This is a genomic window from Cupriavidus sp. H18C1, from assembly GCF_049311595.1.
In the GTDB taxonomy this organism is placed as follows: Bacteria; Pseudomonadota; Gammaproteobacteria; order Burkholderiales; family Burkholderiaceae; genus Cupriavidus; species Cupriavidus cauae.
On the sequence record NZ_CP186009.1, the window covers coordinates 1,766,797 to 1,792,841 of the forward strand.

Annotated in this window: 21 protein-coding genes and 6 pseudogenes; 18 read left to right on the forward strand and 9 right to left on the reverse strand. The window is 62.7% G+C overall.

Annotated elements, in window-relative coordinates:
• Nucleotides 1-271: 271 nt before the first annotated feature.
• From OJJOAM_RS23815 to OJJOAM_RS23875, 13 genes and pseudogenes are all read left to right on the forward strand, one after another.
• Nucleotides 272-2,245, forward strand: a complete 1,974-nt coding sequence (locus OJJOAM_RS23815; protein ID WP_422650088.1) for a PhoX family protein — start codon at nt 272-274, stop codon at nt 2,243-2,245.
• 361 nt (nt 2,246-2,606) lie between these two features.
• Nucleotides 2,607-3,632 (forward strand): LacI family DNA-binding transcriptional regulator, encoded by a 1,026-nt coding sequence (locus OJJOAM_RS23820; protein ID WP_422650089.1) that lies wholly within the window; start codon nt 2,607-2,609, stop codon nt 3,630-3,632.
• Between the two features lie 86 nt (nt 3,633-3,718).
• The gene (locus OJJOAM_RS23825) at nt 3,719-4,741 is read left to right on the forward strand and encodes an ABC transporter substrate-binding protein (protein ID WP_150083542.1); all 1,023 of its coding nucleotides are present in this window, start codon (nt 3,719-3,721) and stop codon (nt 4,739-4,741) included.
• Between the two features lie 72 nt (nt 4,742-4,813).
• Entirely contained in the window at nt 4,814-5,647 is an 834-nt protein-coding gene (locus tag OJJOAM_RS23830) for an ABC transporter permease (protein WP_422650090.1), read from the forward strand.
• A 10-nt stretch (nt 5,648-5,657) separates the two neighbouring features.
• Nucleotides 5,658-6,585, forward strand: a pseudogene (locus OJJOAM_RS23835) (ABC transporter permease).
• On the forward strand, nt 6,578-7,654 hold the full coding sequence (locus OJJOAM_RS23840; protein ID WP_422650091.1) for an ABC transporter ATP-binding protein: 1,077 nt from the start codon (nt 6,578-6,580) through the stop codon (nt 7,652-7,654). Before OJJOAM_RS23835 ends, OJJOAM_RS23840 begins: the two are co-directional and overlap by 8 nt.
• Nucleotides 7,651-8,512: pseudogene (locus OJJOAM_RS23845) on the forward strand (phosphodiesterase). The gene OJJOAM_RS23840 and the pseudogene OJJOAM_RS23845 overlap by 4 nt, the downstream one beginning before the upstream one ends.
• An 830-nt stretch (nt 8,513-9,342) precedes the next feature.
• Nucleotides 9,343-9,915: a hypothetical protein gene (locus tag OJJOAM_RS23850; protein WP_422650092.1), complete on the forward strand. Its 573-nt coding sequence runs from the start codon at nt 9,343-9,345 to the stop codon at nt 9,913-9,915.
• Between the two features lie 132 nt (nt 9,916-10,047).
• Complete coding sequence (locus tag OJJOAM_RS23855; protein ID WP_422650093.1) at nt 10,048-10,347, forward strand: hypothetical protein; 300 nt, start codon at nt 10,048-10,050, stop codon at nt 10,345-10,347.
• A gap of 65 nt (nt 10,348-10,412) precedes the next feature.
• Nucleotides 10,413-11,171, forward strand: a complete 759-nt coding sequence (locus OJJOAM_RS23860) for a hypothetical protein (protein WP_422650094.1) — start codon at nt 10,413-10,415, stop codon at nt 11,169-11,171.
• Nucleotides 11,172-11,602: 431 nt separating this feature from the next.
• The gene (locus OJJOAM_RS23865) at nt 11,603-12,316 is read left to right on the forward strand and encodes a hypothetical protein (protein ID WP_422650095.1); all 714 of its coding nucleotides are present in this window, start codon (nt 11,603-11,605) and stop codon (nt 12,314-12,316) included.
• A gap of 528 nt (nt 12,317-12,844) precedes the next feature.
• Nucleotides 12,845-14,167 (forward strand): AAA family ATPase, encoded by a 1,323-nt coding sequence (locus tag OJJOAM_RS23870; RefSeq protein ID WP_422650096.1) that lies wholly within the window; start codon nt 12,845-12,847, stop codon nt 14,165-14,167.
• Entirely contained in the window at nt 14,164-14,823 is a 660-nt protein-coding gene (locus OJJOAM_RS23875) for an HNH endonuclease (protein WP_422650097.1), read from the forward strand. Before OJJOAM_RS23870 ends, OJJOAM_RS23875 begins: the two co-directional genes overlap by 4 nt.
• 468 nt (nt 14,824-15,291) lie before the next feature.
• Here OJJOAM_RS23875 and OJJOAM_RS23880 read toward each other — a convergent pair whose 3' ends face one another.
• The gene (locus OJJOAM_RS23880) at nt 15,292-16,443 is read right to left on the reverse strand and encodes a citrate/2-methylcitrate synthase (protein WP_422650098.1); all 1,152 of its coding nucleotides are present in this window, start codon (nt 16,441-16,443) and stop codon (nt 15,292-15,294) included.
• A gap of 121 nt (nt 16,444-16,564) precedes the next feature.
• On the opposite strand from OJJOAM_RS23880, the pseudogene OJJOAM_RS23885 reads away from it, so the two are divergent.
• From OJJOAM_RS23885 to OJJOAM_RS23905, 5 genes and pseudogenes are all read left to right on the forward strand, one after another.
• Nucleotides 16,565-17,519 (forward strand): annotated as a pseudogene (locus tag OJJOAM_RS23885) (2-hydroxyacid dehydrogenase).
• Nucleotides 17,520-17,556: 37 nt separating this feature from the next.
• A pseudogene (locus tag OJJOAM_RS23890) lies at nt 17,557-17,670 on the forward strand (3-oxoacyl-ACP reductase); the annotation flags it as partial.
• Between the two features lie 105 nt (nt 17,671-17,775).
• The gene (locus tag OJJOAM_RS23895; protein WP_422650099.1) at nt 17,776-18,756 is read left to right on the forward strand and encodes a Bug family tripartite tricarboxylate transporter substrate binding protein; all 981 of its coding nucleotides are present in this window, start codon (nt 17,776-17,778) and stop codon (nt 18,754-18,756) included.
• Between the two features lie 166 nt (nt 18,757-18,922).
• Nucleotides 18,923-19,096: a hypothetical protein gene (locus tag OJJOAM_RS23900; RefSeq protein ID WP_422650100.1), complete on the forward strand. Its 174-nt coding sequence runs from the start codon at nt 18,923-18,925 to the stop codon at nt 19,094-19,096.
• A 5-nt stretch (nt 19,097-19,101) separates the two neighbouring features.
• Nucleotides 19,102-20,166, forward strand: a complete 1,065-nt coding sequence (locus OJJOAM_RS23905) for a methyl-accepting chemotaxis protein (protein WP_422650101.1) — start codon at nt 19,102-19,104, stop codon at nt 20,164-20,166.
• 96 nt (nt 20,167-20,262) lie between these two features.
• Here the strand turns inward: OJJOAM_RS23905 and OJJOAM_RS23910 are convergent, their stop codons facing one another.
• From OJJOAM_RS23910 to OJJOAM_RS23945, 8 genes and pseudogenes are all read right to left on the reverse strand, one after another.
• Complete coding sequence (locus OJJOAM_RS23910) at nt 20,263-21,330, reverse strand: ABC transporter ATP-binding protein (protein WP_422650102.1); 1,068 nt, start codon at nt 21,328-21,330, stop codon at nt 20,263-20,265.
• A 33-nt stretch (nt 21,331-21,363) separates the two neighbouring features.
• Complete coding sequence (locus OJJOAM_RS23915; RefSeq protein WP_422650103.1) at nt 21,364-22,266, reverse strand: carbohydrate ABC transporter permease; 903 nt, start codon at nt 22,264-22,266, stop codon at nt 21,364-21,366.
• Nucleotides 22,263-23,183, reverse strand: coding sequence for a carbohydrate ABC transporter permease (locus tag OJJOAM_RS23920; RefSeq protein WP_422650104.1), 921 nt, complete (start codon nt 23,181-23,183; stop codon nt 22,263-22,265). The genes OJJOAM_RS23915 and OJJOAM_RS23920 overlap by 4 nt, the downstream gene beginning before the upstream one ends.
• The gene (locus OJJOAM_RS23925) at nt 23,183-23,428 is read right to left on the reverse strand and encodes a hypothetical protein (RefSeq protein ID WP_422651085.1); all 246 of its coding nucleotides are present in this window, start codon (nt 23,426-23,428) and stop codon (nt 23,183-23,185) included. Before OJJOAM_RS23925 ends, OJJOAM_RS23920 begins: the two co-directional genes overlap by 1 nt.
• A 129-nt stretch (nt 23,429-23,557) precedes the next feature.
• A pseudogene (locus OJJOAM_RS23930) lies at nt 23,558-23,881 on the reverse strand (hypothetical protein); the annotation flags it as partial.
• Nucleotides 23,838-24,587, reverse strand: a pseudogene (locus tag OJJOAM_RS23935) (ABC transporter substrate-binding protein); the annotation flags it as partial. The pseudogenes OJJOAM_RS23935 and OJJOAM_RS23930, both read right to left, overlap by 44 nt.
• Before the next feature lie 26 nt (nt 24,588-24,613).
• Nucleotides 24,614-25,543, reverse strand: coding sequence for a TauD/TfdA dioxygenase family protein (locus OJJOAM_RS23940; RefSeq protein ID WP_422650105.1), 930 nt, complete (start codon nt 25,541-25,543; stop codon nt 24,614-24,616).
• A gap of 92 nt (nt 25,544-25,635) precedes the next feature.
• On the reverse strand, nt 25,636-26,043 hold the full coding sequence (locus OJJOAM_RS23945) for a cupin domain-containing protein (RefSeq protein WP_422650106.1): 408 nt from the start codon (nt 26,041-26,043) through the stop codon (nt 25,636-25,638).
• Nucleotides 26,044-26,045: the final 2 nt, after the last annotated feature.

Consider the following 26,045-nt stretch of genomic DNA (forward strand, 5'->3'; position numbering starts at 1 on the left):
AAGGACGCTAAGGACGCTGAGGACGCTAAGGACGCTAAGGACGCTGAGGACGCTAAGGACGCTAAGGACGCTAAGGACGCTAAGGACGCTGAGGGCACGGAGGCCACTGAGGGCGCGCGGGCCGAGTGCCATCCACCCCACTGTCAAAAAACTGTCATCAACGCTGCCTACCATCCCGACTGCGCTCCGAAGAGCGGTCCCCCCTCGATGCCCGGCCACCCGCCGGGCATCGTCGTTTGCAGCGTCGAACTTTCAGATTGCTTTCAACAACATGAAGCCAACACCGAATCCATCTCGCCGCACCCTTCTCAAACTCCTCGCCACCTCGCCGATGCTGCCGCTGGGCTCGGCCTCGGCCGCACTGCTGGCCGGCTGCGGCGGCGACGACGACGCGGACACCACGCCGAACCCCGGCACGCCGACCGCCACCTTCACCACCGCCGAGTTCATCGGCATGAGCGCCCCGACGCTGGCCGCGCCGGCGGCCATGGCCACCACCACGGTCGGCTCCGAGCTGAAGGTCTCGTTCAGCGACGGCAGCAGCCAGACCTACAAGCTCGCCTATCAGCCCTTCTTCATCACCGGCGATACGGTGCCCGACGGCAAGGGCGGCACCGTGGTGGCTGGCGGCTACTTCGACATCCACAACCAGCCGATCCTCGACCGCTCCGTGCCCGGCAGCGAGCGCCAGTTCTTCTCGGACTGCGTCGACGGCAGCTCGCTGCTGACGCTGGCCGATGCAAACGTGCCGGGCGTCAAGGGCAAGCCGGTGTTTGCCGTGGTGCAATTCGAATACACCACGCGCGACCAGGCGGGCGCCTCGACCTACGGCATGCTGCCCTCGCCGATCGCGATCCTGACGCTCGACCAGGACCCGGCCACCGGCAAGCTGACGCTCGTCAAGTACCACAACGTCGATACGTCGTCGGCGCGCGGGCTGTGGATTACCTGCGGCGCCAGCCTGTCGCCGTGGAATACGCACCTGTCGAGCGAGGAATACGAGCCGGACGCCTTTACGATCGCGTCGAACACGCAGTTCCAGCGCTTCAGCACCTACACCTTCGGCGACCCGACCGCGGCCTCGCCGTACGACTACGGCCATCTGCCCGAGGTCACGGTGAACCCCGACGGCACCGGCTCCATCGTCAAGCACTACTGCCTGGGCCGCATCTCGCATGAGCTGGTCTGCGTCGCGCCCGACGAGCGCACCGTGCTGATGGGCGACGACGCCACCAACGGCGGCGCCTTCATGTTCATCGCCGACCGCGCGCGCGACCTGTCGTCGGGCACGCTGTACGTCGGCAAGTGGAATCAAACCTCGGGCACCGGCCCGGGCTCGGCCACGCTGAGCTGGATTCCGCTGGGCCACGCCACCAGCGACGAAATCCGCGCGCTGGTCCGCGGCGGCATCCAGGCCACCGACATCTTCGACGTCAAGACCACCGATCCGGCCGATGCCAGCTATACCCGCATCCCGTTCAATGGCGGCTTCCAGTGGGTCAAGCTGATGCCCGGCATGGAAAAGGCCGCGGCCTTCCTCGAGACGCACCGCTACGCGGCGCTCAAGGGCGGCAGCCTGGGATTCACCAAGTGGGAAGGCACGACGATCAACGCGCGCGACAAGGTCGCCTATATCGCGATGTCCCGCATCGAATCGTCGATGCTGAACGGCTCAGGCGGCGTCAAGGTGGAGGGTCCCTATTCGGGCGCGGTCTACGCGCAGAACCTGCGCGGCGGCCAGGCGGATACCACCGGTGCGCCCATCAATTCCGAATGGGTGCCGGTCGATATGGCCGCCGTCCCCGAACTGATCGCCGAAGACTTTGGCGGCGGCAAGCTCAAGCAGCAGGACGCGCTGGGCAATTTCGCCAACCCGGACAAGATCGCGACGCCGGACAACCTGAAGTTCTCGGAAAAGCTGCGCACGCTGTTTATCGGCGAGGACAGCAATACGCACGTCAACAACTTCCTGTGGGCTTACAACGTCGATACGAAGAAGCTGTCGCGCGTGTTGTCGACGCCGGCCGGTGCCGAATCGACCGGCTTGCATGCGGTCGACGAGATCAACGGATGGACTTACGTCATGAGTTCGTTCCAGCATCCGGGGGATTGGGAATCGCCATTGCATGACATCGTCAAGCCGACGCTGGATCCGCTGGTTCGGGCCAATTACAAGGATCGGTTTGGGGCGGCAGTGGGATACATCACGGGCGATGCCACTTCGGTGAAGTTGGCGAAGGGATAAGCCTCTGACGCGTTGAAGAAGCCCGGGCGGGAGGGAATGCCCGGGTTTTTCTTTATTGCCGTCCGGTTTGTCTGGATGAGGCCAGTTCCGCAGCCCGTCCTTCCGGACAGGTTTCATCCTGCTGTCATTTGCGCCGCGCACAATCGCCCCTGTTCGGCCACCGATGCCGATCGCATGACCGCGCCGGCTTTTTTGCGGCGCACCGCACCACCGGTTGTCCTTGACACCGGTTTTTTTGCGGCTTGAATGAAAACGTTTTCATTTCTCCCCCCCTCGCCCCGATTCCCGCCGAATGCCTCGTAAACCCGCACCCCTCGCCACGTCGTCCGCGTCGCCCACGCCGTCCAATGGCGCGACGCTGATGAACGTTGCGCAGGCGGCGAGCGTATCGCTGGCAACGGCCTCCCGCGTATTCAGCAATCCCGAGATCGTGCGACAGGACACCGCCGAGCGCGTGTTGCGAGCGGCGGAGGAACTTGGCTTCCGGCCCAACCTGTTGGGCGCCAAGCTGCGAGCACAGCGCACACGCATCGTCGGCGTCATGCTGCCGACGCTGGAAAACGCCGTATTTGCCGAATGCTGGCGCGGCATCGAGGAGGCTGCGCTGGCGCAAGGCTATTCGCTGATGCTGGTGACCAGCCGCTACGACCCCGCGCGCGAACGCGAGCGGATCGAATATCTGCTGCGTCATCGGGTCGACGGCATGGTGCTGACGGTTGCCGATGCCGCCCGCAGCGCGGTGCTGGACCAGCTGGATGCGGAGCGCGTGCCCTATGTGCTCGCGTACAACCAGGGCTCGCGCCGCGGCAAACACTACTCGGTGTCGGTGGACAACCGCGTCAGCGCACGCGCCGGCGTGGAGACGCTGATCGCCGCCGGGCATCGGCGCATCGCGGTGGTATCGGGCGCCTTCGCCGCATCGGACCGCGCCAAGCAACGCTATGCGGGGTATCAGGACGCGATGCGCGCGCACGGCCTGGAACCGCTGCCACCGCTGTCCTTGCCGGCCCACACGCCGACGCATACGCCGGAGGAGGCCGAACACATTCGGCGCCTTGTCACCGCGCCGCGCGCGCCCACGGCGCTGTTTTGCACCAACGACATGCTGGCCATCGGCGTGATGTCCATTCTGAAGCGCCTGGGACTGTCCGTGCCCGGCGATATTTCCGTGCTCGGCTACGACGGCATCGAACTGGGCCAGCTGCTGGAGCCGCCGCTGTCCACGGTCGTGCAGCCCAACAACGAGATCGGTGCTCGCGCGCTGGCTTGCCTGCTGGCACGGCTGAACGCCGCCGGCGCCGACGCCGCACCGGACCGTGGCCCGCCACGCGCGACGCTGCTGCCGCACGCGATACGCGCCGGCGCCACCGTCGGACCACCCGCTTAGCGACCGCCGCAGCCGAACCGGCGCGTTTCACCTGCATCGACTTGTGCCGTTTTCCACCACCGCCGTATCTAGATAAGGAGTGCATCATGCAATCGACTTCGTCCTGGCTGCGCCGCTTGCGCTGGGTGCTGCCCACGCTTGGCGCGGTCGTATTCAGCCACGCCGCGGCCGCGCAAACCGCGATCTGCTACAACTGCCCGCCGGAATGGGCGGACTGGGCTGCGCAGATCCGCGCGATCAAGGAAAAGACCGGCGTCACGGTGCCGCACGACAACAAGAACTCGGGTCAGTCGCTGGCCCAGATCGTCGCGGAAAAGGCCAACCCGGTGGCCGACGTGGTGTATTACGGCGTGACGTTCGGCATCCAGGCGCAGAAAGAAGGCGTGACGGCGCCCTACAAGCCCGCCAACTGGAATGACATCCCGGACGGCCTCAAGGACCCGCAGGGCCACTGGTTCGCGATCCATTCGGGCACGCTGGGCCTGATGGTCAATGTCGACGCGCTGCGCGGCAAGCCGGTGCCGCAATCGTGGGCCGACCTGCAGAAGCCCGAGTACAAGGGCATGGTGGGCTATCTCGATCCAGCCAGCGCCTTCGTCGGCTATGTGGGCGCGGTGGCGATCAACCAGGCCCTGGGCGGCTCGCTCGACAATTTCGGCCCGGCGCTGAAGTTCTTCAAGGACCTGCAGAAGAACCAGCCCATCGTGCCGAAGCAGACGGCGTATGCGCGCGTGCTGTCCGGTGAAATTCCCATCCTGCTGGACTACGACTTCAACGCCTATCGCGCCCGCTACAAGGATCGCGCCAATGTCGCCTTCGTGATTCCCAAGGAAGGCACGCTGGTGGTGCCGTACGTCATGAGCATGGTCAACAAGGCGCCGCATCCGGCCGAAGCCCGCAAGGTGCTGGACTTCGTGCTGTCCGACGCCGGGCAGGCGCTGTGGGCGAATGCCTATCTGCGGCCGGTACGGGCCAAGGCGGTGTCCAAGGAGGTGGAGGCGCGCTTCCTGCCCGCTTCGGACTACGCCCGCGCCAAGACCATCGACTACGGCAAGATGGCCGAAGTCCAGAAGGCCTTCAGCGACCAATACCTGAAGGAAGTGCGCTGAGGCAACGCCGGGGCGCACGTCGCTCCGGCCAGCCCCTATTTCCGGCTCCTTTCGGTTGGAGACACCCTCACCATGCGCCGTCGCCCCCCATCATCCACCGCCCGCACGCTGATCGTCTTCGCATTGCCGGCGCTGATCGTTTTCCTGGCGTTCTTCTGCCTGCCAATGGCCAAGCTGCTGGCGGTCAGCGTGGCGGGCGACGACGGCGCCGGCGTCTATTGGACCGTGCTGTCCAGCCCGCGCTATCTGCACAGCCTGCTGTCCACGGTGCTGCTGTCGGCATCGGTGACGCTGGTCACGCTGGCGATTGCCGGCGTGGCGGGAACTTTCCTGCAGCGGCATCCGGTGCCGGGCAAGTCGGTACTGGTTGCCATGCTGACCTTTCCGCTGGCATTTCCCGGCGTGGTGATCGGGTTCATGGTCATCATGCTGGGCGGCCGCAACGGCCTGCTCGCTTCGATCGGCGATCTGCTTGCCGGCGAGCGCTGGACGTTCGCCTATGGCATGGCGGGACTGTTCGTCGGCTACCTGTATTTCTCCATTCCACGCGTGATCCTGACCGTGATGGCGGCCGTGGAGAAGCTCGACGCCTCGCTGGAGGAAGCGGCCCGCTCGCTGGGCGCCAACCGCTGGCGCGTGGTGCGCGACGTCATGCTGCCCGCGCTGATGCCCGCCCTGATCTCCAGCGGCGCGATCTGTTTTGCCACGAGCATGGGCGCGTTCGGCACCGCCTTCACGCTGGCCACGCAGCTCGACGTGCTGCCGCTGACCATCTACAACGAGTTCACCAACTACGCCAACTTCGGCATGGCCGCCGCGCTGTCGATCCTGCTCGGTGCCGTGACCTGGGCCCTGCTGGCGGTGGCTCGGCATCTGTCCGGCAACGCGGTTGCCGCCACCGCATAGGAGCGCGCCCATGAATTCCGTCCGTCGTGGCTATGCCTATTGGGCGCAATTGGCACTGACCCTCGCCGTCTGCGCCTTCATGACCGTACCGGTGGCGCTCTCCGTGCTGGCGGGGCTGACCAACAATATCTTCGTCGGGCTGGAGAGCGGCCTGACCACGCGGTGGGTCCAGGAGGTGTGGGGCCTGTACCGCAACACCATCTTCCTGTCGCTCGGCATTGCGCTGGCATGCCTGGCCTGCACGCTGGTGCTCGGCGTTCCGGCCGCCTACTACATGGCGCTGCGCCGCAGCCGCGTGACGCGGCTGATCGAAGAGCTGCTGATGTTGCCGGTGGCGATCCCCGGCCTGGCGACGGCACTCGGCCTGATCCTGCTGTATGGCGGCCTGCCATGGTTGCGCACCAGCTGGGTCTTCATCCTGATCGGGCATGTCTTGTTCACCTTGCCCTTCATGGTCCGCTCGGTACTGGCCATCATGTCCGCCATCGACATCCGCACGCTGGAAGACGCGGCCGCGAGCCTCGGCGCCACGCGCATGCAGCGATTCTTCACGGTGGTGCTGCCCAACTGCCGGCAAGGCATTCTCGCCGGCGCACTGATGGTCGTGACGCTGTCGGTCGGGGAGTTCAACCTGACCTGGATGCTCCATACCCCCACCACGCAGACGCTGCCGGTCGGACTCGCCGACAGCTATGCATCGATGCGGCTGGAGATCGGCTCCGCCTACACCATCGTGTTTTTCCTGATGATCATTCCCCCTGCTGGTGGTGATGCAGATCGTGTCCGCCATGGGTGCGCGCGCCCAGCGACATCCGGTACAGGACACGCCCGTGCCGTTCGCCGGCACGGTCACCACTTCGCTGAACACACCTGTCGGCCTGGACAGCGCGCCGCAGTCCCAGCCCCAGCCCCAAACGGAGGCCCCCCGCCATGCATGAGCCCACCACCATCGCCCTGCGCCACTGCGGCAAGACGTTCCCCGACGGCACGCGTGCGCTCGAACCGCTGGACCTGGACATCGGCGCCGGCGAAACCGTCGTACTGCTCGGCCCTTCGGGCTGCGGCAAGACCACCACGCTTCGCATGATCGCGGGCCTGGAATTTCCCGATACGGGTGGCGAGGTGCTGTTCGGCGGCGCCCCGGTCACGCATCTGCCGATCGAGCAGCGTGGCGTCGGCATGGTGTTCCAGAACTATGCCTTGTTCCCCAATATGACGGTGGCCGAGAACATCGGCTACGGCCTGCGCGTGCGCAAGGTCGATGCGCAGACCCGCCGGCGGCGGGTCGACGACATGCTGGCCATGATGCAGTTGGGCGCGTTCGCCAATCGGCGCGTCGATCAGCTGTCGGGAGGCCAGCGCCAGCGCGTGGCCCTGGCGCGCGCCATTGCCGTGCAGCCGCGCGTATTGCTGCTGGACGAACCGCTGACCGCGCTCGATGCCAAGCTGCGCGACGCCCTGCGCGCCGACATCAACCGCTTGCTGCGCAGCCTGCGCATCACGACCGTCTATGTCACGCACGACCAGGCGGAGGCGATGGCGCTGGGCGATCGCATCATCGTGATGGACAAGGGGCGCATCGCGCAAAGCGGCACGCCGCAGGAGGTCTACCAGAATCCGGCCAACGCCTTCGTCGCGGACTTCATCGGCACCATGAACCGCTTGCCGGCGGTCGCTGCCGACCACGTCTGGCGCGTGCCGGGAGGCGCGTTGCCGCGTGAGGCGCAACACATCGAGGTGGCGCAGGCCGAGCTGATGTTCAGGCCGGAGGACGTGTCGCTGACCGACGCGCCCGGCGCGCCCGATGTCCATGTGACCGGCAGCGTCGTCACCGCCCTGTTCCTCGGCCATGCGACCCGGCTGCTGGTCGACGTGGGCGCCCCTGCGCCGATCGTGCTCGATACCGCGCGACGCGACCGCTGGGCAGCCGGCGACCGCGTCGGCCTGCGCATCGATACCAGCCATCTGGTGACGGTGCCCGCCGAGCCGGCACGGAGCGCAGCATGATGCAGACCGCTTCCCAGACCACGCCCTACCTCGTCGCCCACATCACGGATCTGCATATCAAGGCCGGCGGCAAGCTGTCCTACCGCCGCGTGGATACCGCGGACGCGCTGCGCCAATGCATCGATACGCTGTTGGCCCTGCCCCAACGTCCCGACATCGCCGTGGTGACCGGAGACCTGGTCGACTTCGGCAGCGAGGACGAATATCGCTTCCTGCGGGGGGATTCTGGAAACCCTGCCAATCCCGGTGCGACTGATGCCCGGTAACCACGACAGCCGGGAAGCGCTGCGTCGCGTATTCGCCGATCACGCCTATCTGTTCGCTGCGGGCGATGGTGAGGCGCCCGTGCACTATCGCATCGACGCCGGGCCGCTGACGCTGATCGCCTTCGACTGCACCGTGCCGCGCCATAGCGGCGGACGCGTGGACCCGGATGCGCTGCCATGGCTGGAGGCTGCGCTGGCTGTCGACCCGGAACGCCCTACGCTGCTGATGCTGCATCACCCGCCTTTCCACACGGGCATCGGCCATATGGACCAGCAGGGCCTGGAGAACGCCGCGCTGCTCGAAGCCGTGGTCCGGCGCCATCCGCAGATCGAGCGCGTGCTGTGCGGCCATCTGCATCGGCATATCACCCGGCGCTTCGGCGGCACCATCGCCATGACCGCGCCCGGCCCGGCCCACCAGGTGGCGCTGGACCTTGACCCACAGGCGGCTTCGCGCTTTCGGATGGAGCCGCCGGGGTTTTTGCTGCATTGGTGGCATCCGGTGTATGGGCTTGTTACGCATGCGGTGCCGATTGGGGATCATGGGCCGGTGTATCCGTTTTTTGATGAGGGGGGGAGGTTGATTGATTGACGGGGGATGGGGTGGGCTGAGGCGATGGGGGGCAAGCAGTTCGCGGCTTGCCGGCACGGCTTTTCAGATCGCGAGTCGGTCCTTGGCTTGCACCGGACACTGCCCGCTAGCCGTTCGCCGAGGATGGCGATCGGTCATCGTAACGACTGATCGAGGTCAGTACGCAATCGCAACAGCGGGGAACTCAACGCCCGACCGGCAGCGGCGCGACGCAAAGCGATGGGCCCGGATATTTCCTGGACACATCGCTGGCATAGATCAACACGCCCACCTTGGTACCGTCACTAAACACCTAATCAAAGCCGGCGAGGTGAAGGTTTGTACAGGCGCCATACCGATTATGCGTGCCGAGTCTGACATAATTCTTCCGCTCGACTGGCGCAAATGCCAGTTACGGGCCTTTATGTAGTCCTCGACGGAAGCGGAAATGGCACGAGACTTTGAAGAGATCGGACATTCCGGGGGGGAACAATTACCTTCGACATTCGCGCAGATGGACGCTACTCGATTCAGTACCGCAGTGGCCGTCCTGTACCTTTCAGCCTCATAGGGTTTTGGATCACGCTACCTCAGATGGTCGATATCGCTCCGTACAACATGGCCATGGGCGGGCAAGACGCGCCGCGGTTACCAAGATGCTTCCGGTCATCATCAGCTCTGACAGCGAAGGCAAGCACGGGCATCAGTGCGAGGCTTTGCAACCGATATTGGCGTAGTGGTCCCGCCCCAACTCGCTGTCCTTACTGCGGAAGCCGCGCACCCTACTTCCGCCTCCTTTCGGAAGCGCAGTGGCGCTTACAGGACATTACTGCAAGCTGCCGGCAAACGGCTTGGAACAACAAGCAGACATCTCCGTAGTGTTCAACATGGACCAAGTTGCGAACGCGGTGAAAGCAAGCAGTGAAGAACCTCCATTCTACGTCTCTGAGGAAAGCGAGCAGCACAAGTTCAATTGCTCCGGGTGTGCACAATTCAACGACATGCTTGGGCGCTTTGCGGACTGTTCGCTTTGTTGTGAATGGAACGACCTAGTTGAGTTCGAGGCAGAGGTGAGGACGTTGCGCGAGCGTGTCAACACAGATGTGCCTTCGCACGGAACGATCTCCGATGCTGTCGGGAAGTTTGACTCCGTCGTTGCTCAATACGGCAAACAACTTGCCGCTAAAGTTTCCATGGGGGAGCACCGTTGCAATGGCCTGTCAGAACTACGTTTTCACGTCCTTGGCAAGGCCGCCCACGAGTTCAATAACTGGTTTGGAATTGACTTGAACGCTGGCGTGGGCGTCCATGATCAGGCTCTAGCAAGAAGGGCCGTTCGACCGCCGTCACGTTCCATGAGCACAACGGCGACGAAGTCGATCAGAAGTATATTTACGATAGCGGCGACCAGACCGTTAAAGTGAAGCACCAAATCAGAGAAGCGTGCGGGGGATACTCACAAACTTCTAGATATTTTAAGCGGAGCAGCGAATATCCTGCATCACGACTTTCACTCCACCTTTCCACCTAAACGATAGAATCTGTCATCAATATTCATGCCTCACAAATCCTATCTTCGCGCAGCTGTTTTTGGACTTTTATGGGCAGCCCTTTGCTATTGGCTAGCAAATTCGTTTGAAGCTCTGCGCATCCTTGTAGCCATCATCGTTTTCTTTGTGCTGTGCAACGACAAGGTTGGCGTAACCCGTGACGCCGTTGTTCTAATCACTGAGGCACAGGCAGACGTCAATTCAGAGCTAGAAGAGCGCATCCGGAGCTTGCAGAGCGATCTGAAAGACCTGCAGGACGAGCTGAAGCAAGTCCGCGTGCAGCTTGCCGAGCACGCAGATGAATAGTCGCTTTTGGCTCAAAAAAGCGCTTCAACGAGCGGGGGGCAAGGCGAGCACCTAATCGCATCCCCATGTCGGAGCCAGAGGTTCACGAGCGTGACTACTATTCCGTTACGCTCGATGCTCACAAGGAAGACAGCTATCTGTTTGAAGGCATCGACGGCGATACGGTGATTGCTCGAAAGTGGAACGGTCACGTCTACGACGATGAGATGCTTAATATCCCTATCGACAAATTCGTGGGATCAGCTATTGAGATTCGTTACTACCTTCGCCAATATGAATTTGTCCTGAAGGATGCGCGTGAATTTGAGTTGGCTTCCTGCTATAAGAAGTTTCAGTTCCAGGTAAAATATGACAACGTGCTTAAATCCATCTACAACAAGAAGTCTCTCGTACTGAGACAGCGGTACGAGCTTCTGAAATTGTTGGTTAACACGTCACTAGAAGACCGTACTGCTAAATTTTCTCCGTACTCGGTAATTGTGAAGATTTATGGGAAGGGTGTAGGGCGTCGAGAAGATGCCGTCCGCGTGTTGAATCACTATCGGTATCTCTTGGAGGCATTGGCTGACGAGGGATTGCTTCGCAAGCACAGAGACTCGGATGAGTACCAGATCAATCCCAAGGCTATTACAGCGCTCAATACGTATGAAGACGAAGAGCGTCGTCATGAGGACAGTCAGAAAACGCAGCGGAGCGTGAAGCGCATTACCTATGTTGCCGCTTTCGCAACCGTGGTACAGGGGCTAGCTGCGTGGGATGAGATGCAGGCCACAGTTATGCACCTCAAAATCTGGGTGGTTGCTGCTCTAGCGCTCGCTAGTTAGCGCAGACCGTCTTTCGCCACTTGGTCTCCTTCCGGCGCGATGCGACGGCGCACGGTGCACGAGACGGATGAAACTTCAAGGTCTCACGGCATCCCTATGCGGGCCAAGATTGCGAGAGACACCGTAAGCCTTTGAGTGGTAAGCCACATGTCTCTTCGATCTGAGGGCAAACGACACCGTTGTCGTTTGCCACGGGGATCTCAGAATTTTGCCACTGCGGCGAGAAGGTGTTTAGTTACAATTACGGTTTAGGTGGCTGCTACGTCACGGAAGCTTCTCGTGCGCCGCGGTGATCGCGTTCGGATACACCAGAAGGGGATTTGGCCTGGCGGGCGTCGATCTCTCCTGCTACGCCGATCTGGAGCGGTAGCCTTCGTGCAGCTTGTGGCACTTGTCGGCCAAAAAAGGTCCGCGGGGGAACGAGGCGGACAATGACCGAGTTCGGCACTAGCCGCCGTTCAAGTGCGGCGTCTTTCGGACGTGCAAGCGTCAGCAACGACCCCGAGACCCGCCATCCAATGGCAAATGACGAACCCTCGGGAGTCGGCCACGGCGCGACCACAACTCGCGCGCGCGGCCGTGAGAAAATCTGGTCATACTCCTTCTTCGATTATTTCAAGAAAAAGCACATGGCTGCGAACAAGTTCAAACTGTCTCTGCTTCAAGCCGTTAGCGACTGGCAACGCAGTTCCACGGAGAAGCGGGCCGCAGCGCTCAAGGAGCAATGCGCATCGCTCCCGCCGAAATTCCGAACAAGTGTGAAACGCTGCTACCGTCAGGTCGGCCTGACGAAGGGCTTCGTATGGGACCTGATCGCCGACGACTGCCTCAGGGAAAAGGTGTCGTCATGGACGCTGAGCTATCCTGTTGCCATGACCTTTAAAAATGGGGTACCGCCTCAGGGAAGTGGCTACCAGGGGGTGATCGTGGCGATCGAGAGGCCGGCATCCGCGCAAATCATCGTCAACATCAGCCGGCTATACAAGGATCGTGATTTTCTGGCTGCCATGGAAGCGAACAAGGCGTCGATCAGCGGCTACGCGGAAGGCGCGGGTCGCTATAAGGGGGAGTCAGCAGGAAATCGTGATCGAGATGGACACGGTGAGCAAGAGTCAGATTCGCTCACTCGGGGGTTATTCAAGTGACCTCGACGAATTAACGGTACTCGCCCACATGAGCATCTATTCCGAATTCGGTCGCCTCGCGACGCCGCAGGAGCTAGAGCACCTCAGGTCCATCGTTGGTCCGAGTTGGCTTTCTCAGGCGGCCACCAGTCGCGTTCTGGATCGCACGGAAGTCCACACCGAGATTCTTCGGAAAGTGAAGCGGCTACAGTCACAAACAGCGGCTGGAACGGCGGTCTGAATGACGAGGTGCAAAGGAAAAAAACGGCGTACGACCCGCTCCCCGAGGGAGCGGGCTTATGTCCGTTCAGACACAACGCAGTTGTCGGGGAAACACCGGCGTGGCTTTAGGAAATTGCGCACCTTCCCGTCAGCTTTCGTAATGCCGGGGTATCGTGATGCTGGATATCCTTCCCGACCTTCTCCTGTGGCAAGATGGCAAGACTTACGTCGCAATCGGTCGCTACTTGGCGGCAAGGTAGCCCCCGAATTTGCCGAAGTAGCATTGCAGCTCTATTGCCAACTTCATGAATCGAAATTTCATTCGATATGAATATCCCCAAAAACTTATTTCATCGACTCGAAATTAGCAGCTGGCGCCAATTTAGCGCAATTGACATCGAGTTCCATGAGCGCCTCACCGTGATAACGGGGGCAAACGGAGCCGGCAAAAGCACCGTATTAGGTATACTCGCACAGCATTTTGGCTGGAATCACCAATATCTGTCCACCCCGCGTCGCCCGAAAGGCTCGGCTAGCTATTCATATGTAACTGGCCTTTGGAAACGAAGACACCTAACTCGGCAATCTCCTCAACCGTACGGTAATGTCGAGATTGTCGGAAAAATAACCTATAGCAATGGGCCGACAGCAGAGCTGTATGTTCCCCAAAACACCGGATCAGTTCAATACCAACTAAGTATTCATCAGCAGCAGGTAATAAAGGGCGTGTCAATTGGATCGCATCGTCCACTGCCGGTTTACCAACAAGTCGCAAACATCCCAACCAACGCAATCAAGCCAGAAATTGCTTACCAGTTCTACTTTAATGAACAGATGCAAAGATATTCTGGCGCCTACACGCAGTTCAGTCCCGCGTACCGTCTTAAAGAAGCCTTGATTTCGATGGCGACTTTCGGCGCTGGAAACGAATATGTACAGGGTGATGCAACCGTATTAGACGCGTTTATTGGCTTTCAACAAATCCTTAAGGCACTATTGCCACCTTCCATAGGCTTTGAGAGAATTGCGATCCGCACTCCCGATGTTGTATTGGTAACAAAATCCGGAGAATTTCTCATTGACGCGGCCTCTGGTGGAGTAATGTCTCTTATCGACCTCGCGTGGCAAATACACCTATACTCCATCTCGAACGGAAATAGTGACTCATCCTTCGCAGTTATTCTGGATGAGCCGGAAAACCACTTGCATCCGTCGATGCAGCGCTCACTTATGACAGGCCTCTTGGCCGCCTTTCCGAAAGCGCAATTTATAGTGGCAACTCACAGTCCATTTATTGTTTCCTCTGTAAGAGATTCGCACGTCTATGTTCTACGTCATCACGAGGGATTGTCTGGCGAGGACGAAAAGTCGGAAGTTGATGAGTTGCAGGATAGTGCCATACGAGTCGGAAGCATTAAGCTGGACAACGTGAACCGCGCGGGCACTGCAAGCGAAATACTTCGGGACGTTCTTGGGGTTCCGGCAACTATTCCGGAGTGGGTGGAAACAAAAATTCGAGAGATCGTCAATAGCTTTCAGAAACGGACTCTCAATAACGAGGCACTGGATGACCTACGCATTCAGATGAATGCGATCGGATGTGGTGAATTTTATCCCCAAGCAATCTCCACCTTACTCGAAGGAAAATGATAAAAATTGACAAGCTGCCCGAGCCACCAGTGCTTGTTGAAAATTCCAAGAACTGGACATCCACATTGCTCGCAAGAATAGCGGCCGGAGAAAGACCGACCGATGCCGAAAAAAGTCGATATCGCCATGCTGAGATAAAGGCCGTGCTACTCGAAGAAACTGATGGTAAATGCGCATATTGCGAGAGCAAGCTTCGCCATATAGCCTATGGCGATATCGAGCACATTACCCCAAAATCCACCACACCGGCGCTTTCTTTTGAATGGCGAAACCTTACTCTTGCTTGCGATATATGCAACACAAACAAGAGCGATTTTCTTGGTGATCACGATACCTTCGTGGATCCATACAGCACCGATCCCACTACAGTTTTTTTCTTTGCCGGTCCCTTATTAATGGCCAGAGCGGCGTGCGAGGCGGCAGCGATAACGGAACGGCTGCTAGATCTAAATCGACCTGAACTCTTCGAGAAAAGAAAGGAAAAGATTAGAAATCTCGCGGCTCAGGTCGAAGTCTATGCTAGGACGCAAGATCCGGACTTGAAGGCTGTTCTCCGCCGAGACATCGAGAAACATGAAACCTCTAGCGACAAAGAATACGCCGGACTTGCGCGACAGTTTCTACGAGAGTTTCTCGAGCAGGAAGTCGGTCAATAGCCCTGGGCACTGGAAGGTTGGTTGGATTTGCGAGCCTGACCTTCGAAAATCCCAAACCACTGAGGTCGGTGCAGCTTGCGACGAACGTCCGTTCAAAGCAAAAAGCGGCCTTCAAGGGCTGGCAACGTCAATGGCTGCACCGGATCGAGAACAGCACGAACCGGGCGACATCACTCACCTGCCAGAGCGTAATCTTGGATGTGCCGTCGATCGGATGCGGCTGAATAGTCACTCTCCAAACATCCGACCATCCCAAGCGTTCCCTGAAGAACCATGTGAAGGCCGCTAGATCGGAGACGGTGAGGCCAATGTGATCTCCATGCGAGTAGTCGTTGCGTTTTCAGACATGGTTTGTTCCACAGCATGGGAGAGGTTCAATGGCCCGACGCGCTTGTGCCAGATTCTCAGGCCGTTCGGCCGCCTTTCTTGATACACCCGCAGCCGGTTAGGCTTGCCTCTCACAGGACCTCATCTCTCCACCATCCTCCCCAGCACCACCCCAACATACCTCCCCCGCGGCCGTATCACCTGCCCCACTCCCAATTGCTCCAGGCTATGCGCCAGCAACCCAATGCTCCGCGCCGTAGCGAACATCGCGAACGCGGCATCGTCTGGCAGCCCGTAATGGATGACCATGGCCGCGAGCGCGACGTCGATATTGGGCTGCAGGCCTGTCAACTTTGTCGCCTTCTCGATAAAGCGCGCTATCGCCTCCGGCGGCTCGAACATCGCCAGCAACGCTACCGACCGCGGATCGCCGTCGGGATACAGGTGGTGCCCGAAACCGGGCAAAGGCAACCCCGTAGATAGATGATGCGCAATCACCTGCTCCTCGCCCTGCCGCTCCACTTCATCGAATAGCGCCTTGACGCGGCCCGAGGCATCGCCGTGCAAGGGGCCGGAGAGCGTCGCCAGCCCTCCGAGCAGGCAAGCCGGCAGCGATGCGCCGGTGGATGCCGTGATGCGGGCGGCAAAGGCGGAGCTCGTCAACTCGTGGTCGACCAGGAGGACCATGGCCGTTCGCAGAAGCTCGGCCACGCGCGCCGGTTGTTTCCACCCTTGTGCAAAGCGCAGGTGCAACGGTTGCTGCCCCGGTTGCGCGCCGAACGCGTTGGCGAGTTGGCCGACCAGGCTTTGGGATTCGACATGCAGGACCCTGGTCATGCGCCCGTGCGTCGAGTGGCCGGTAGCGGCCAGCGTAGCGAGGGTTTTGAATGCCGCGACACGTCCGGGGTTGGCGACACGGGACGGGCATGAGAAGTCCACCGGCTGCTGCGCGTCCCACAGCAGTTGCGCCACGTCTTCGAGGGTGGCCGAACCGGCCAAGGACACCGCGTCCTGCCCACGGTAGTACAGCCGCTCGCGCACGAAGGTGGAAAGCGCGGTCGGGATGCTGGGTTCTGCGCCAAACAGGGTGTTGGTTGCGAGGGTCTCGTGCTTGCGGCCGGCCTGTTTGCGTTTGGCGAGGCCCGCTACGTCCTCGGCGCGGTACAGGCTGCGGCGCGTGTCGGCCGGGTCGGTCATGACTTCGAGCTTGCCGCGGCTGACGTAGGCGTAGATCGTTTGCGGTCGCACGCCGAGCTGTCGGCACGCTTCGTCCATTGAAATCCAGGAGCTCATCGTGGTGGCTGTAAACGTTTATATGTTGATTTTATAGATCAATATTGCCATCACGATCAAGTATTACCTACTATGCCGTCAACGTTCAACGCCTCGCTCAAACACCAACACGCTGACGCACATGAAGCCGCAAATCCTGCAACTCAATCCCATCCTGATTCCCGCGATCAATGACGAGCTTGCCTCTCTCTACGATGTGCACAAGTTCTTCGAAATCGCCGATCAGGCGGCGTGGCTGCGGGAATACGGGCCTTCCATCCAGGCCGTCATCACCGGCGGGCACACGGGAATTTCACGGGCGATGCTGGAGCAGTTGCCTGCGTTGAAGGTGGTTGCGATCAATGGCGTGGGCACCGATGCGGTGGACCTGGAATATTGTCGTGGCCGCAATCTGCCCGTTACCGCGACCCTCGGGGCGCTGACCGAGGATGTCGCCGACCTCGCGATCGGCCTGCTGATCGCGGCCTGCCGCAATATCTGCGCGGGGGGACCGTTTCGTGCGCGATGGCCAGTGGGAGCTGTATCCGCAGCCCAGCGCGATTCCGCTTGCCCGCCGCTTCAGCGGCATGAACGTCGGCATCGTCGGCATGGGGCGTGTCGGCCGGGCGGTGGCAACACGGGCGGCGGCGTTTGGCTGCCCGATCCGCTACACCGACCTGCGCCGCATGGAGGACGTGCCCCACGAATTCGTGGCGGATCTTCGCGAGTTGGCGCGCCGAAGCGATGCACTGGTGCTTTGCGCAGCAGCGGACAAGGCGGAGGGCATCGTCGACGCCGCGGTGCTCGACGCGCTTGGCCCGCGCGGCTATCTCGTCAACGTGGCGCGTGGACGGCTGGTCAATGAGGCCGATCTGGCGGAAGCCGTGGCGGCCGGCCGTATCGCGGGCGCGGGCCTTGACGTATTCGTCGACGAGCCACGCGTACCGCTGGCCTTGCGTGAGTCCGACCGCACGACGCTGCAGGCCCATCGCGCCAGCGCGACCTGGGAGACCCGTACCGCGATGGCGCGGATGGTGCTCGAAAGCGTAGCGCAGGCGCTGGCGGGCGGCCGCCCAACGATGAGCCTGACCACCTGAGCTCACGGACGAGCCGCCTCGGACGAGCCGGCGCGCGGACACGAGCCACGTCGCCAATGCCGTGCGTCATATGGCATCGCTGCCGCTCGAGGCGAACGTGCTGACCATGATCGTCATGGCCAGTGTCATGCCCTTCGTTGGGCGCGGCTGATATCGCTCGAAACTTCCCGGCGTCCCGCGCCCCGGCTCGCCGGCGCGGCGGGACGCGCAGCATCAGAGTTGACACCACAGTTGACCAGAAACAGAGGAGACAACCATGCGATTCACCAAGCTGATCACTACCCTGGCCGTCCCGGCCGCGCTGATCATCGCCCCCGGCCTGTTGTCGGCAGAGACGCCGAAATACCCGGCCCGCCCTGTCACCATCATCGTGCCCGCGCCGGCCGGTGGCGGCATCGATCTGATTGCCCGCGTGGTCGGAGAAAAGCTGGCCGTCAAGCTCGGGCAGCCCTTTATCGTCGAGAACCGCCCCGGCGCATCGAACAACCTCGGCACCGCGGTGCTGGCCAATGCCAAGCCGGATGGCTACACGATCGGCATCGTCGGCGGCAGCCACAACATCAATAAATACCTCTTCAAGAATCTCGGCTGGGATCCGGAAAAGAGCTTCGAGCCGATCGTCTATACCCACGTGATTCCGCTGGTGTTCGCGGTCAATTCGAAAATCCCCGCCAAGTCGATCCCCGAACTGGTCAATTGGATGAAGGCCAATCCGGGCGAGGCCAAGGTCGCGACTTCCGGCCGTGGCAGCGCGCAGGAGATGGCCGCGGAAATGTTTCGCATGGTCAGCGGCGCCAACATGCTGCTGATCCCGTACAAGGGCTCGTCCGCCGCGCACCCCGACCTGGTGGCCGGGCGCACCGTACTCTTCATCGACACGATCAGCGCGATCCAGGAGCAGGTCAAAGCGGGCAACGTCCGCGCCCTCGCCGTTTCGACGCGGAACCGCTCCAAGGCCCTGCCCAATGTCCCGACCGCGGAAGAGCAAGGACTGAAGGGCTACGACGCCAACACCAATGGCGGCTTTCTGGCGCCTGCGGGCACGCCAAAGGAAATCGTTGCCAGGCTCAATGCCGAGATCAATGCGGCATTGAAGCTGCCGGAGGTACGCGCGAAGCTCGAGGCGGCCGGGATCGAGGTCCAGGGCGGCACGCCGCAGGAGTACGCTGCGCTGATCAAGTCGGACCTGGCGAAATGGGGAAAGGTGGTCAAGGAGGCCGGCATCCAGCAGGAATAGCGGCCATTAAAAAAAATCGGCAACTCTTTGCCCATTGGCCCTAAAGTTTTCCACCCCCTCTGCCGTCAATCCGCGTTGAGCACAAAAATCCGGACCACGCAGTCCGGCCCGGCGAAGGCGTCCGCCTTTGGGCGCCAACCCACACCAAAGGGGAGCGGAGGCAGAAATGCATATCGGAAACTGGACCATCCGAGCGCGGCTCGGGGCATGTTTTGGCGCGGTGCTGCTGGTATTGGCGATCGCGCTGGGAATGGGCGTGACACAGCTGCGCGCCATCGGCGAGGCGGCCCATGCGGCCGATACCGCGGCCGATACCGCGGCCAGGGGCGCGGCCTCCTGACCCAGTTGGATCAACAAATCACCACCACCACCGAATGGATGGCCGGCCTGGGCATCGCCGCCCTGCTGCTGGCGGTGGCAAGCGTCCATGCGCTGTCCAAGGGCATCCAGCAGCCGCTGGCCGAAGCCGAACTGATCGCCGAAACGGTCGCGGCCGGCGACCTCAGCCAGGAATTCGAGACCGAGCGTACCGGCCCCTTCGGCGCCCTGCTCGGCGGGCTCGGCCGGATGGAGGACATGCTGACCGACCTGATTACACGGATCAAGACGTCCACCGACTCGATTACCGAAGCCTCGCACCGGATCGCGGCCGGCAATACCGATCTGTCGCAGCGCACCGAGCAGCAGGCCGCGACGCTGCAGGAAACGGCGTCCAGCATGAGCGAGCTGACCGCGATGGTGCAGCAGAACACCGAGCGGGCGCGCGAGGCGAACCGCTTTGCGCAGTCCGCCTCGGGCATCGCCGAGCGCGGCGGCGAGGTGATGACCGCCGTGGTCGACACGATGCAGGCGATCGATACCAGCTCGAAAAAGGTCGCCGATATCGTCGACGTGATCCAGGGCATCGCCTTCCAGACCAATATCCTCGCGCTCAATGCCGCGGTCGAAGCGGCGCGCGCCGGCGAACAGGGCCGCGGCTTCGCGGTGGTGGCCGGTGAAGTGCGTACGCTGGCCCAGCGCAGCGCCGCGGCGGCGCGCGAGATCAAGGACCTGATCGACGATTCGGTACAGCAGGTCGGTAGCGGCTCGACGCTGGTCGGCAAGGCCGGTCAGACGATGCAGGAAATCGTCGGGGCCGTCCGTCACGTGACGACGCTGCTGGGCGAGATCGGTACCGCGTCCGAGCACCAGAGCAGCGGCATTGCCCAGGTCGCCGAGGCGGTGACCCAGATGGATACCGTGACGCAGCAGAATGCCGCGCTGGTCGAACAGGCCGCCGCCGCATCGAACGCGCTGGCCGACGAGGCACGCGAGCTGCAAAGCGTGGTGGCGCGATTCCGGCTGGAGGCCGGCCCTGCCCCGATGTACGCGTCGCGCGAGCCATCCCTGCAATTGGCGGCGGCTCGGTAACCGGCGACGTCACGCTATTGGTCCAGGCCCGGATCCGCATTGCCGACCCGGACGGCCGATGACACGCAACGTCCGGCGCGGCCCCCGGTGCCGCCGTCAGTTCAGGCGCTGGCCAGACGCCGCATCGAACAGGTGGACATGCTCGACCCGAGGCGTCAGCTTCAGCGCGGTGCCGGGGCGAGCGTCCACGCGCTCCCGGAATGCCGCCACCACCTGATGGCGTCCGAGCCTGGCGGCGATCAGCGTTTCCGCGCCGGTCGGTTCGACCACCACGACCCCGGCTTCCAGCGTGCCGCCCGCCTCGAGCGCGAAATGCTCCGGCCGCACGCCATACAGGACCTCATGGCCATCCCCTGCCTCGGGGAGACGATGGAGCGGCAGCCGCAGGCCATCGTCGGTCAGCACCGCCGGCGCGCCATGGCGTTGCACGCGCCCGCGGAAGAAGTTCATGGCCGGCGAGCCGATGAAGCCCGCGACAAAGGCATTGCGCGGGCGATCGTAGAGTTCCAGCGGCACGCCCGACTGTTCGACCACCCCATCCTTGAGCACGACGATGCGATCGGCCATCGTCATCGCCTCTACCTGATCGTGCGTAACGTACAGCGTGGTGGTCCCCAGCCGCTGGTGCAGTGCCTTGATTTCGGTGCGCATCTGCACGCGCAGCTTGGCGTCGAGGTTCGACAGTGGCTCCTCGAACAGGAAGGCTTCCGGCTGGCGCACGATGGCACGACCCATGGCCACGCGCTGGCGCTGGCCGCCCGACAGGCGGCGTGGCGTGCGGTCGAGCACGGCGGAAAGGCCGAGCGTCTCCGCCACGGCCTGCACGCGCCGCGCGATCTCCGCCTTGGGCACGCCCTGCAGCTTCAGCGAGAAGCCCAGGTTCTGCGCCACCGTCATATGCGGATACAGCGCGTAGTTCTGGAACACCATCGCGATATTGCGGTCGCGCGGCGCCACATCGTTGATCAGCCGGTCGCCCAGCCGGATCTCGCCCGCGGTGATCGGCTCAAGGCCTGCCACCATGCGCAGCAGCGTGGATTTGCCGCAGCCCGACGGGCCAACCAGCGCGACGAACTCGCCGTCGCGGATATCGATCGACAGGTCGTGGATGACCTCGGTGCTGCCGTACGCCTTGCGCAGATGTCGGAGAGAGATGGAAGCCATGAGTCCTTCGGAATGGGAATTGCGGGATCGCCGTCAGTCCTTGACGCCGCCGGCGGTCAGCCCCCGCACCAGGTATTTGCGCACCAGCAGCGTGAATGCCACCACCGGCAGCATCACCAGCGTGCCGCCCGCCGCGATCTTGGTCCATTCCCAGCCTTCGTATTGCAGGAAATTGACGATCGCGACGGGCGCGGTGACGGCATGGGTCCGGGTCAGGATCAGCGCATAGAAGAAGTCGTTCCAGGAGAAGATGAAGCACAGCACGGCGGTGGCCGCCACGCCCGGCGCCGCGAGGGGCAACGTGACGCGCCAGAACGCACTCCAGACGCCGCAGCCGTCGATCCACGCCGCCTCTTCCAGTGCGGCCGGTACCGCCTCGAAGAACCCCTGCATCAGCCAGATCACCACGGCCAGGTTGAAGGTCAGATAGACCAGGGCCAGTCCCCAGACGGTGTCGAGCAAGCCGATCCACCGATAGGCCAGGAAGAACGGGATCGTGAACGCGATCGGCGGCGCCATCCGCGTGATCAGGATCCACAGCGCCACCCGGCCGCGCGCGCGGAAACGCCACCGCGTCAGCGCGTAGGCGGCCGGCACGCCGATCGCCAGCGACAGCACCGTGGACAGCGAGCTGACCAGCAGGCTGTTGGCGAACGAGCGGGCGAAGTTGCCTTCCAGCAGCGCGCGGAACGCCTCGAGCGTGGGCGTAAACAGCAGGCTGTCGTCGAACGCGCCCTCGGCCGGCCTGAACGCGATCTGCACCAGCCACAGGAACGGGAACATCAGCACCAGCAGCAACACGACTGCCAGCGCGACGCGGCCGTGGCGACGCAGCCAGGCCAACGGCCTTGCCCCCGATCGCCGCAACGCCGGCATATCGTGGTCGCCGGCGCTGTCGCGGGATGGCAATCGCAGCGTGTCAGTCGTGGCGTTCATTCCCATCGCTCCCCCTTGAACCGGCTGATCGACCAGCTGATGGCCAACACCGCCAGCAGCATGACCACGGCAATCGCGCTCGCATAACCCCAATACGAGAAATTGAACGCCTGGATAAAGCCGTAGAAATTGGTGACCTCCGTCACCGTGCCCGGTCCGCCATTGGTCAGCACATAGATCAGCGGAAACGCCTTGAAGCTGTCGATCAACCGGAACAGCGCGCACACCACCAGCACCGGCCGGATATAGGGCAGCACGATGTAGCGGAACAACTGCCAGCGGTTCGCGCCATCGATGCGCGCCGCTTCCAGCGGCTCGTCGGGGATCATCTGCAATGCCGCCAGCACCATCAGCATCGTGAACGGGAACCACTGCCAGGTCTCGGCAATGCTGATCGCCCACAACGCTGTATCGGGATTGGCGATCAGCGATCGCAGCGGCAGGCCGATCTGCTCCAGCGCGCGATGCAGCGGACTGACGTCGGGCGTGTACAGGATCTTCCAGATCAGCGCGACGACGATCGGCGGCAGCACCATGGGGATCAGGAAGACCGAGCGAATCGCCGCCAGCACGCGGGAGTTCGCGTTCAGCAGCAGCGCGATGGCCAGGCCCAGGGCGAGCTGCAACGTCACGCTGGACAGCGACAGCCGCACCTGCACCCACAACGAGCCGATAAAGCGTGGATCGTCCAGCAGTTGCCTGTAGTTGACGAGGGGATCGTCGAAGCGGAACGTCCCTGCCGGGTCCAGCAGGTTCAGCGGCGTCAGGCTGATCAGCAGCAATGCCGCGGCCGGCACGAGCGTGATGGCGCCCAGCATCAGCAGCGAAGGCGCCACGCCGAACAGGAAGGCGCGACGCCGTTCGGCTTCCCAGCCGCGTGGCGACGCCGCGTGCCGGATCGAAACGGAGCCCGCCATCAGACCGCCACACCCGCCCGCTTGAGCTCGGCGATGGCCGCTGCCTGCGCCTGCTTCATCGCGCCGGCCGCGCTCTGCTGACCGGAAACGATCAGCTCGATCGCCTTGTTCAGCTGCTGATCGACCTGCGGATAGACCGAGACGGTGCGGTATTTCATATGCCCCTGCTTGCCGGACAGCTCGATGGAATCGGTGCACAGCTTCGCGATGTCATAGCCGTTGACGACCTGCCGCTTGCGGAACACGTCGGCGTCGATATCCGAGCGGCGCGACGGCGAGCCATAGCCGGCGGCAACCGCCCGCCGCGTAATCGTCTTCGAGGTGGCCCAGACGATGAACTGCCAGGCCGCATCCTTGTTCTTGCTGCCGACCGGTATGCCATAGCCGTGCACGGCCGTCCCCGGGAAACGGCCCGCCGGCCCCTTCGGCACCAGGCCCCACGCGGCCGTTTGCGCGGCCTTGCTCGAGGCAGGATCGCCGACCTGCGACAGATAGATCTGGCCCAGCGTGCTGAAATTGCTGCGGCCGGCCTTGAGCGCCTGCACCGCCTGGTCCGGCGTACTCCGAGACAGCGCCGTCGGGGCCGAACTCGCGCAGCAGCCGCGCGAAATAATCGGCCGCGGCAATTGCTTCCGGTGTATCGAGCGTGGGATACAGGTCATCCGGCGCCTTGCGGAAGACGTCGCCGCCAAAGGCATGCAGATACGGCGGAAAGGTCCAGCCGTAGTGGTTGTCGGTGACGAAGCCGGCGACGCGCTCCTTGCGATTGACAGCCTTCAGCGTCCTGACCAGATCGTCGGTGGTATCCGGATAGGCGAGTCCCGCCGCCTTGACCAGATCGAAGCGCGACGAGGCGCTGATGGTCACCTCGGCGGTCCACGGCACGCCGTAGAGCTTGCCATCGCGGCCCGTCTCGGGCGCGCGGGCGCCGGGCAGGAAATCGTTGATATCGAAGTCGGCTGGCGTGCGGCCGGGATCCTTGATGAAATCGTCGAGCGGCGTCAGCCAACCCGACTGGATCCAGCGGCTCGAATAGATGAACGTCACGTTCACCACGTCGAAGCCCGAGCCCTTGGTCGACAGTTCCAGATCGACGCGCTGGTTGTAGACCGGAAAGGACGGCGTGTCGAAGTTGACCTTGATGCCGGTCTGCGCCTCGAACTCGGGCAGCCATTGCCGCAGCAGCTTCTGGTATGGCGCGCTGAATGCGGAAACGTTGAGCACGACGCCGGCGTACTTTTTCGCGCCTTGCGCGAATGCAGGCGCTGCCAGCAGGGCACCGGCGCCCAGTGCCGCGCCGGCGCGCAGCACGCGGCGCCGGCCCAGGTCGGGCGCGGCCGCCGCCTGGTCGGCGCTCAAGACAGGCGCAGCGGCGGAATCGTCAGACTCGATGGCAGTGGTCATGTCATGTCCTGATGCATTGGCATGAATCACTGCTGCGCGGCGGCAGTCAGGTCGACACTGCGGCGGCCGTCGACCCCGACCGGCACGTCGCCGCTGACGGTCACGCGCCGCACCACGCGGTGCTGGTCGCCGTAATCGTTGAGCGCATAGTGCTGCGTGGCGCGGTTGTCCCAGATCGCCACGTCGCCGGGCGACCAGCGCCAGCGCACGGTGTTCTCGAGCCGCACCACGCGCTGTTGCAGCACCTCGAGCAGATGGCGGGATTCGCTGGTGGAAAGCCGCGACAGCCGCTTGATGAAATGGCCCAGCAGCAGCGCGCGCTCGCCGGTTTCCGGATGGACCCGCACGACGGGATGCTCGGCCTCGATAACCGTGCGCGTGAAGACGGCACGATACTTCTTGCGCCCTTCCGCCTCCTGCTCGCTCGCGCCGTCATCGACGCGGGTCTCGGCGTAGTCGAAGTCGTTGCCGTGGACGGCCCACAGCCGGTCCGCGATCGCCTTCAGTTCTTCCGGCAGCGCATCATAGGCGGCCACCGTGTTGGCCCATACCGTATCGCCACCTACCGGCGGCAATACCACGGCCCGCAGGATGCAGACCTTGGGCGGTGCGACCTTGAAGGTCACGTCGGTATGCCAGGAATCGGCGCGGCCGCCATGGCGCGAATCCAGTTCGAGGAAGGTGGTGCCGTCGGGCGCGGGAACGGTGGGGTGCGATTCGATCTCGCCCCACAGCCGGCCGAACGCCTGGTGCGTGGCGTCGTCCAGATGCTGCTGCCCGCGCAGGAACAGCACGCGATGTCGCAGCAAGGCGGCTTTCAGCGCCTCCAGCGTGCTCGGGTCGAGCGACCCGGACAGGCGCAGTCCGCGCACCTCGGCCCCGATGCGGGGCGAAACCGGAACGATGTCCAGCTCGCTGGACGTGATGGCAGGACGATCCTGGATGACGGCGCTCATCGCTTCTCCGTGGCATGAATGGGACCAGACAATGGTATGGGTCCCATTCCGCCAGGAGAACGAAGCAAAACGTATGTCGATATGCGCGCGAACTACTTCACCGGCGTCAGAATCGGCGCGCCCTGCTTCTTGATCAGGAACACCACGAACTTCGCCGGTTGCGTCTTGCTGGCGTTGCGCCCGACGGTGTGGATGTCGTTCGGGCCTTCGTGGAAGGTCTCGCCGGCCTTGAGCGTGACTTCCTTGCCGCCCTTCACGCCCATCACGATGCTGCCCTCGAGCACATAGACGAAGCCGTGTGCGTCATGGCGATGCACGGGGTCGGCGCCGCCCGGCGCGTAATCGACGACGATCATCTCGACTTCCTTGCCGGGGTATTCCGGCAACGGCTGCGTCAGCAGTGGCTTGACCGAGACGCCCTCCCCTGCCGCGGTGGCGGGCGGCACCATCATCATGGAGGACAGCAGCAGCGTTGCGGCAAAAGCAGTGACTGGCTTCATCG

Excerpts from the sequence above, each read along its gene's own strand:
- OJJOAM_RS23815 (WP_422650088.1), top strand. The coding sequence starts at position 272 with ATGAAGCCAACACCGAATCCATCTCGCCGCACCCTTCTCAAACTCCTC.
- OJJOAM_RS23820 (WP_422650089.1), top strand. The coding sequence starts at position 2,607 with ATGAACGTTGCGCAGGCGGCGAGCGTATCGCTGGCAACGGCCTCCCGC.
- OJJOAM_RS23825 (WP_150083542.1), top strand. The coding sequence starts at position 3,719 with ATGCAATCGACTTCGTCCTGGCTGCGCCGCTTGCGCTGGGTGCTGCCC.
- OJJOAM_RS23830 (WP_422650090.1), top strand. The coding sequence starts at position 4,814 with ATGCGCCGTCGCCCCCCATCATCCACCGCCCGCACGCTGATCGTCTTC.
- OJJOAM_RS23840 (WP_422650091.1), top strand. The coding sequence starts at position 6,578 with ATGCATGAGCCCACCACCATCGCCCTGCGCCACTGCGGCAAGACGTTC.
- OJJOAM_RS23855 (WP_422650093.1), top strand. The coding sequence starts at position 10,048 with ATGCCTCACAAATCCTATCTTCGCGCAGCTGTTTTTGGACTTTTATGG.
- OJJOAM_RS23860 (WP_422650094.1), top strand. The coding sequence starts at position 10,413 with ATGTCGGAGCCAGAGGTTCACGAGCGTGACTACTATTCCGTTACGCTC.
- OJJOAM_RS23865 (WP_422650095.1), top strand. The coding sequence starts at position 11,603 with ATGACCGAGTTCGGCACTAGCCGCCGTTCAAGTGCGGCGTCTTTCGGA.
- OJJOAM_RS23870 (WP_422650096.1), top strand. The coding sequence starts at position 12,845 with ATGAATATCCCCAAAAACTTATTTCATCGACTCGAAATTAGCAGCTGG.
- OJJOAM_RS23875 (WP_422650097.1), top strand. The coding sequence starts at position 14,164 with ATGATAAAAATTGACAAGCTGCCCGAGCCACCAGTGCTTGTTGAAAAT.
- OJJOAM_RS23880 (WP_422650098.1), bottom strand. The coding sequence starts at position 16,443 with ATGAGCTCCTGGATTTCAATGGACGAAGCGTGCCGACAGCTCGGCGTG.
- OJJOAM_RS23895 (WP_422650099.1), top strand. The coding sequence starts at position 17,776 with ATGCGATTCACCAAGCTGATCACTACCCTGGCCGTCCCGGCCGCGCTG.
- OJJOAM_RS23900 (WP_422650100.1), top strand. The coding sequence starts at position 18,923 with ATGCATATCGGAAACTGGACCATCCGAGCGCGGCTCGGGGCATGTTTT.
- OJJOAM_RS23910 (WP_422650102.1), bottom strand. The coding sequence starts at position 21,330 with ATGGCTTCCATCTCTCTCCGACATCTGCGCAAGGCGTACGGCAGCACC.
- OJJOAM_RS23915 (WP_422650103.1), bottom strand. The coding sequence starts at position 22,266 with ATGAACGCCACGACTGACACGCTGCGATTGCCATCCCGCGACAGCGCC.
- OJJOAM_RS23920 (WP_422650104.1), bottom strand. The coding sequence starts at position 23,183 with ATGGCGGGCTCCGTTTCGATCCGGCACGCGGCGTCGCCACGCGGCTGG.
- OJJOAM_RS23940 (WP_422650105.1), bottom strand. The coding sequence starts at position 25,543 with ATGAGCGCCGTCATCCAGGATCGTCCTGCCATCACGTCCAGCGAGCTG.
- OJJOAM_RS23945 (WP_422650106.1), bottom strand. The coding sequence starts at position 26,043 with ATGAAGCCAGTCACTGCTTTTGCCGCAACGCTGCTGCTGTCCTCCATG.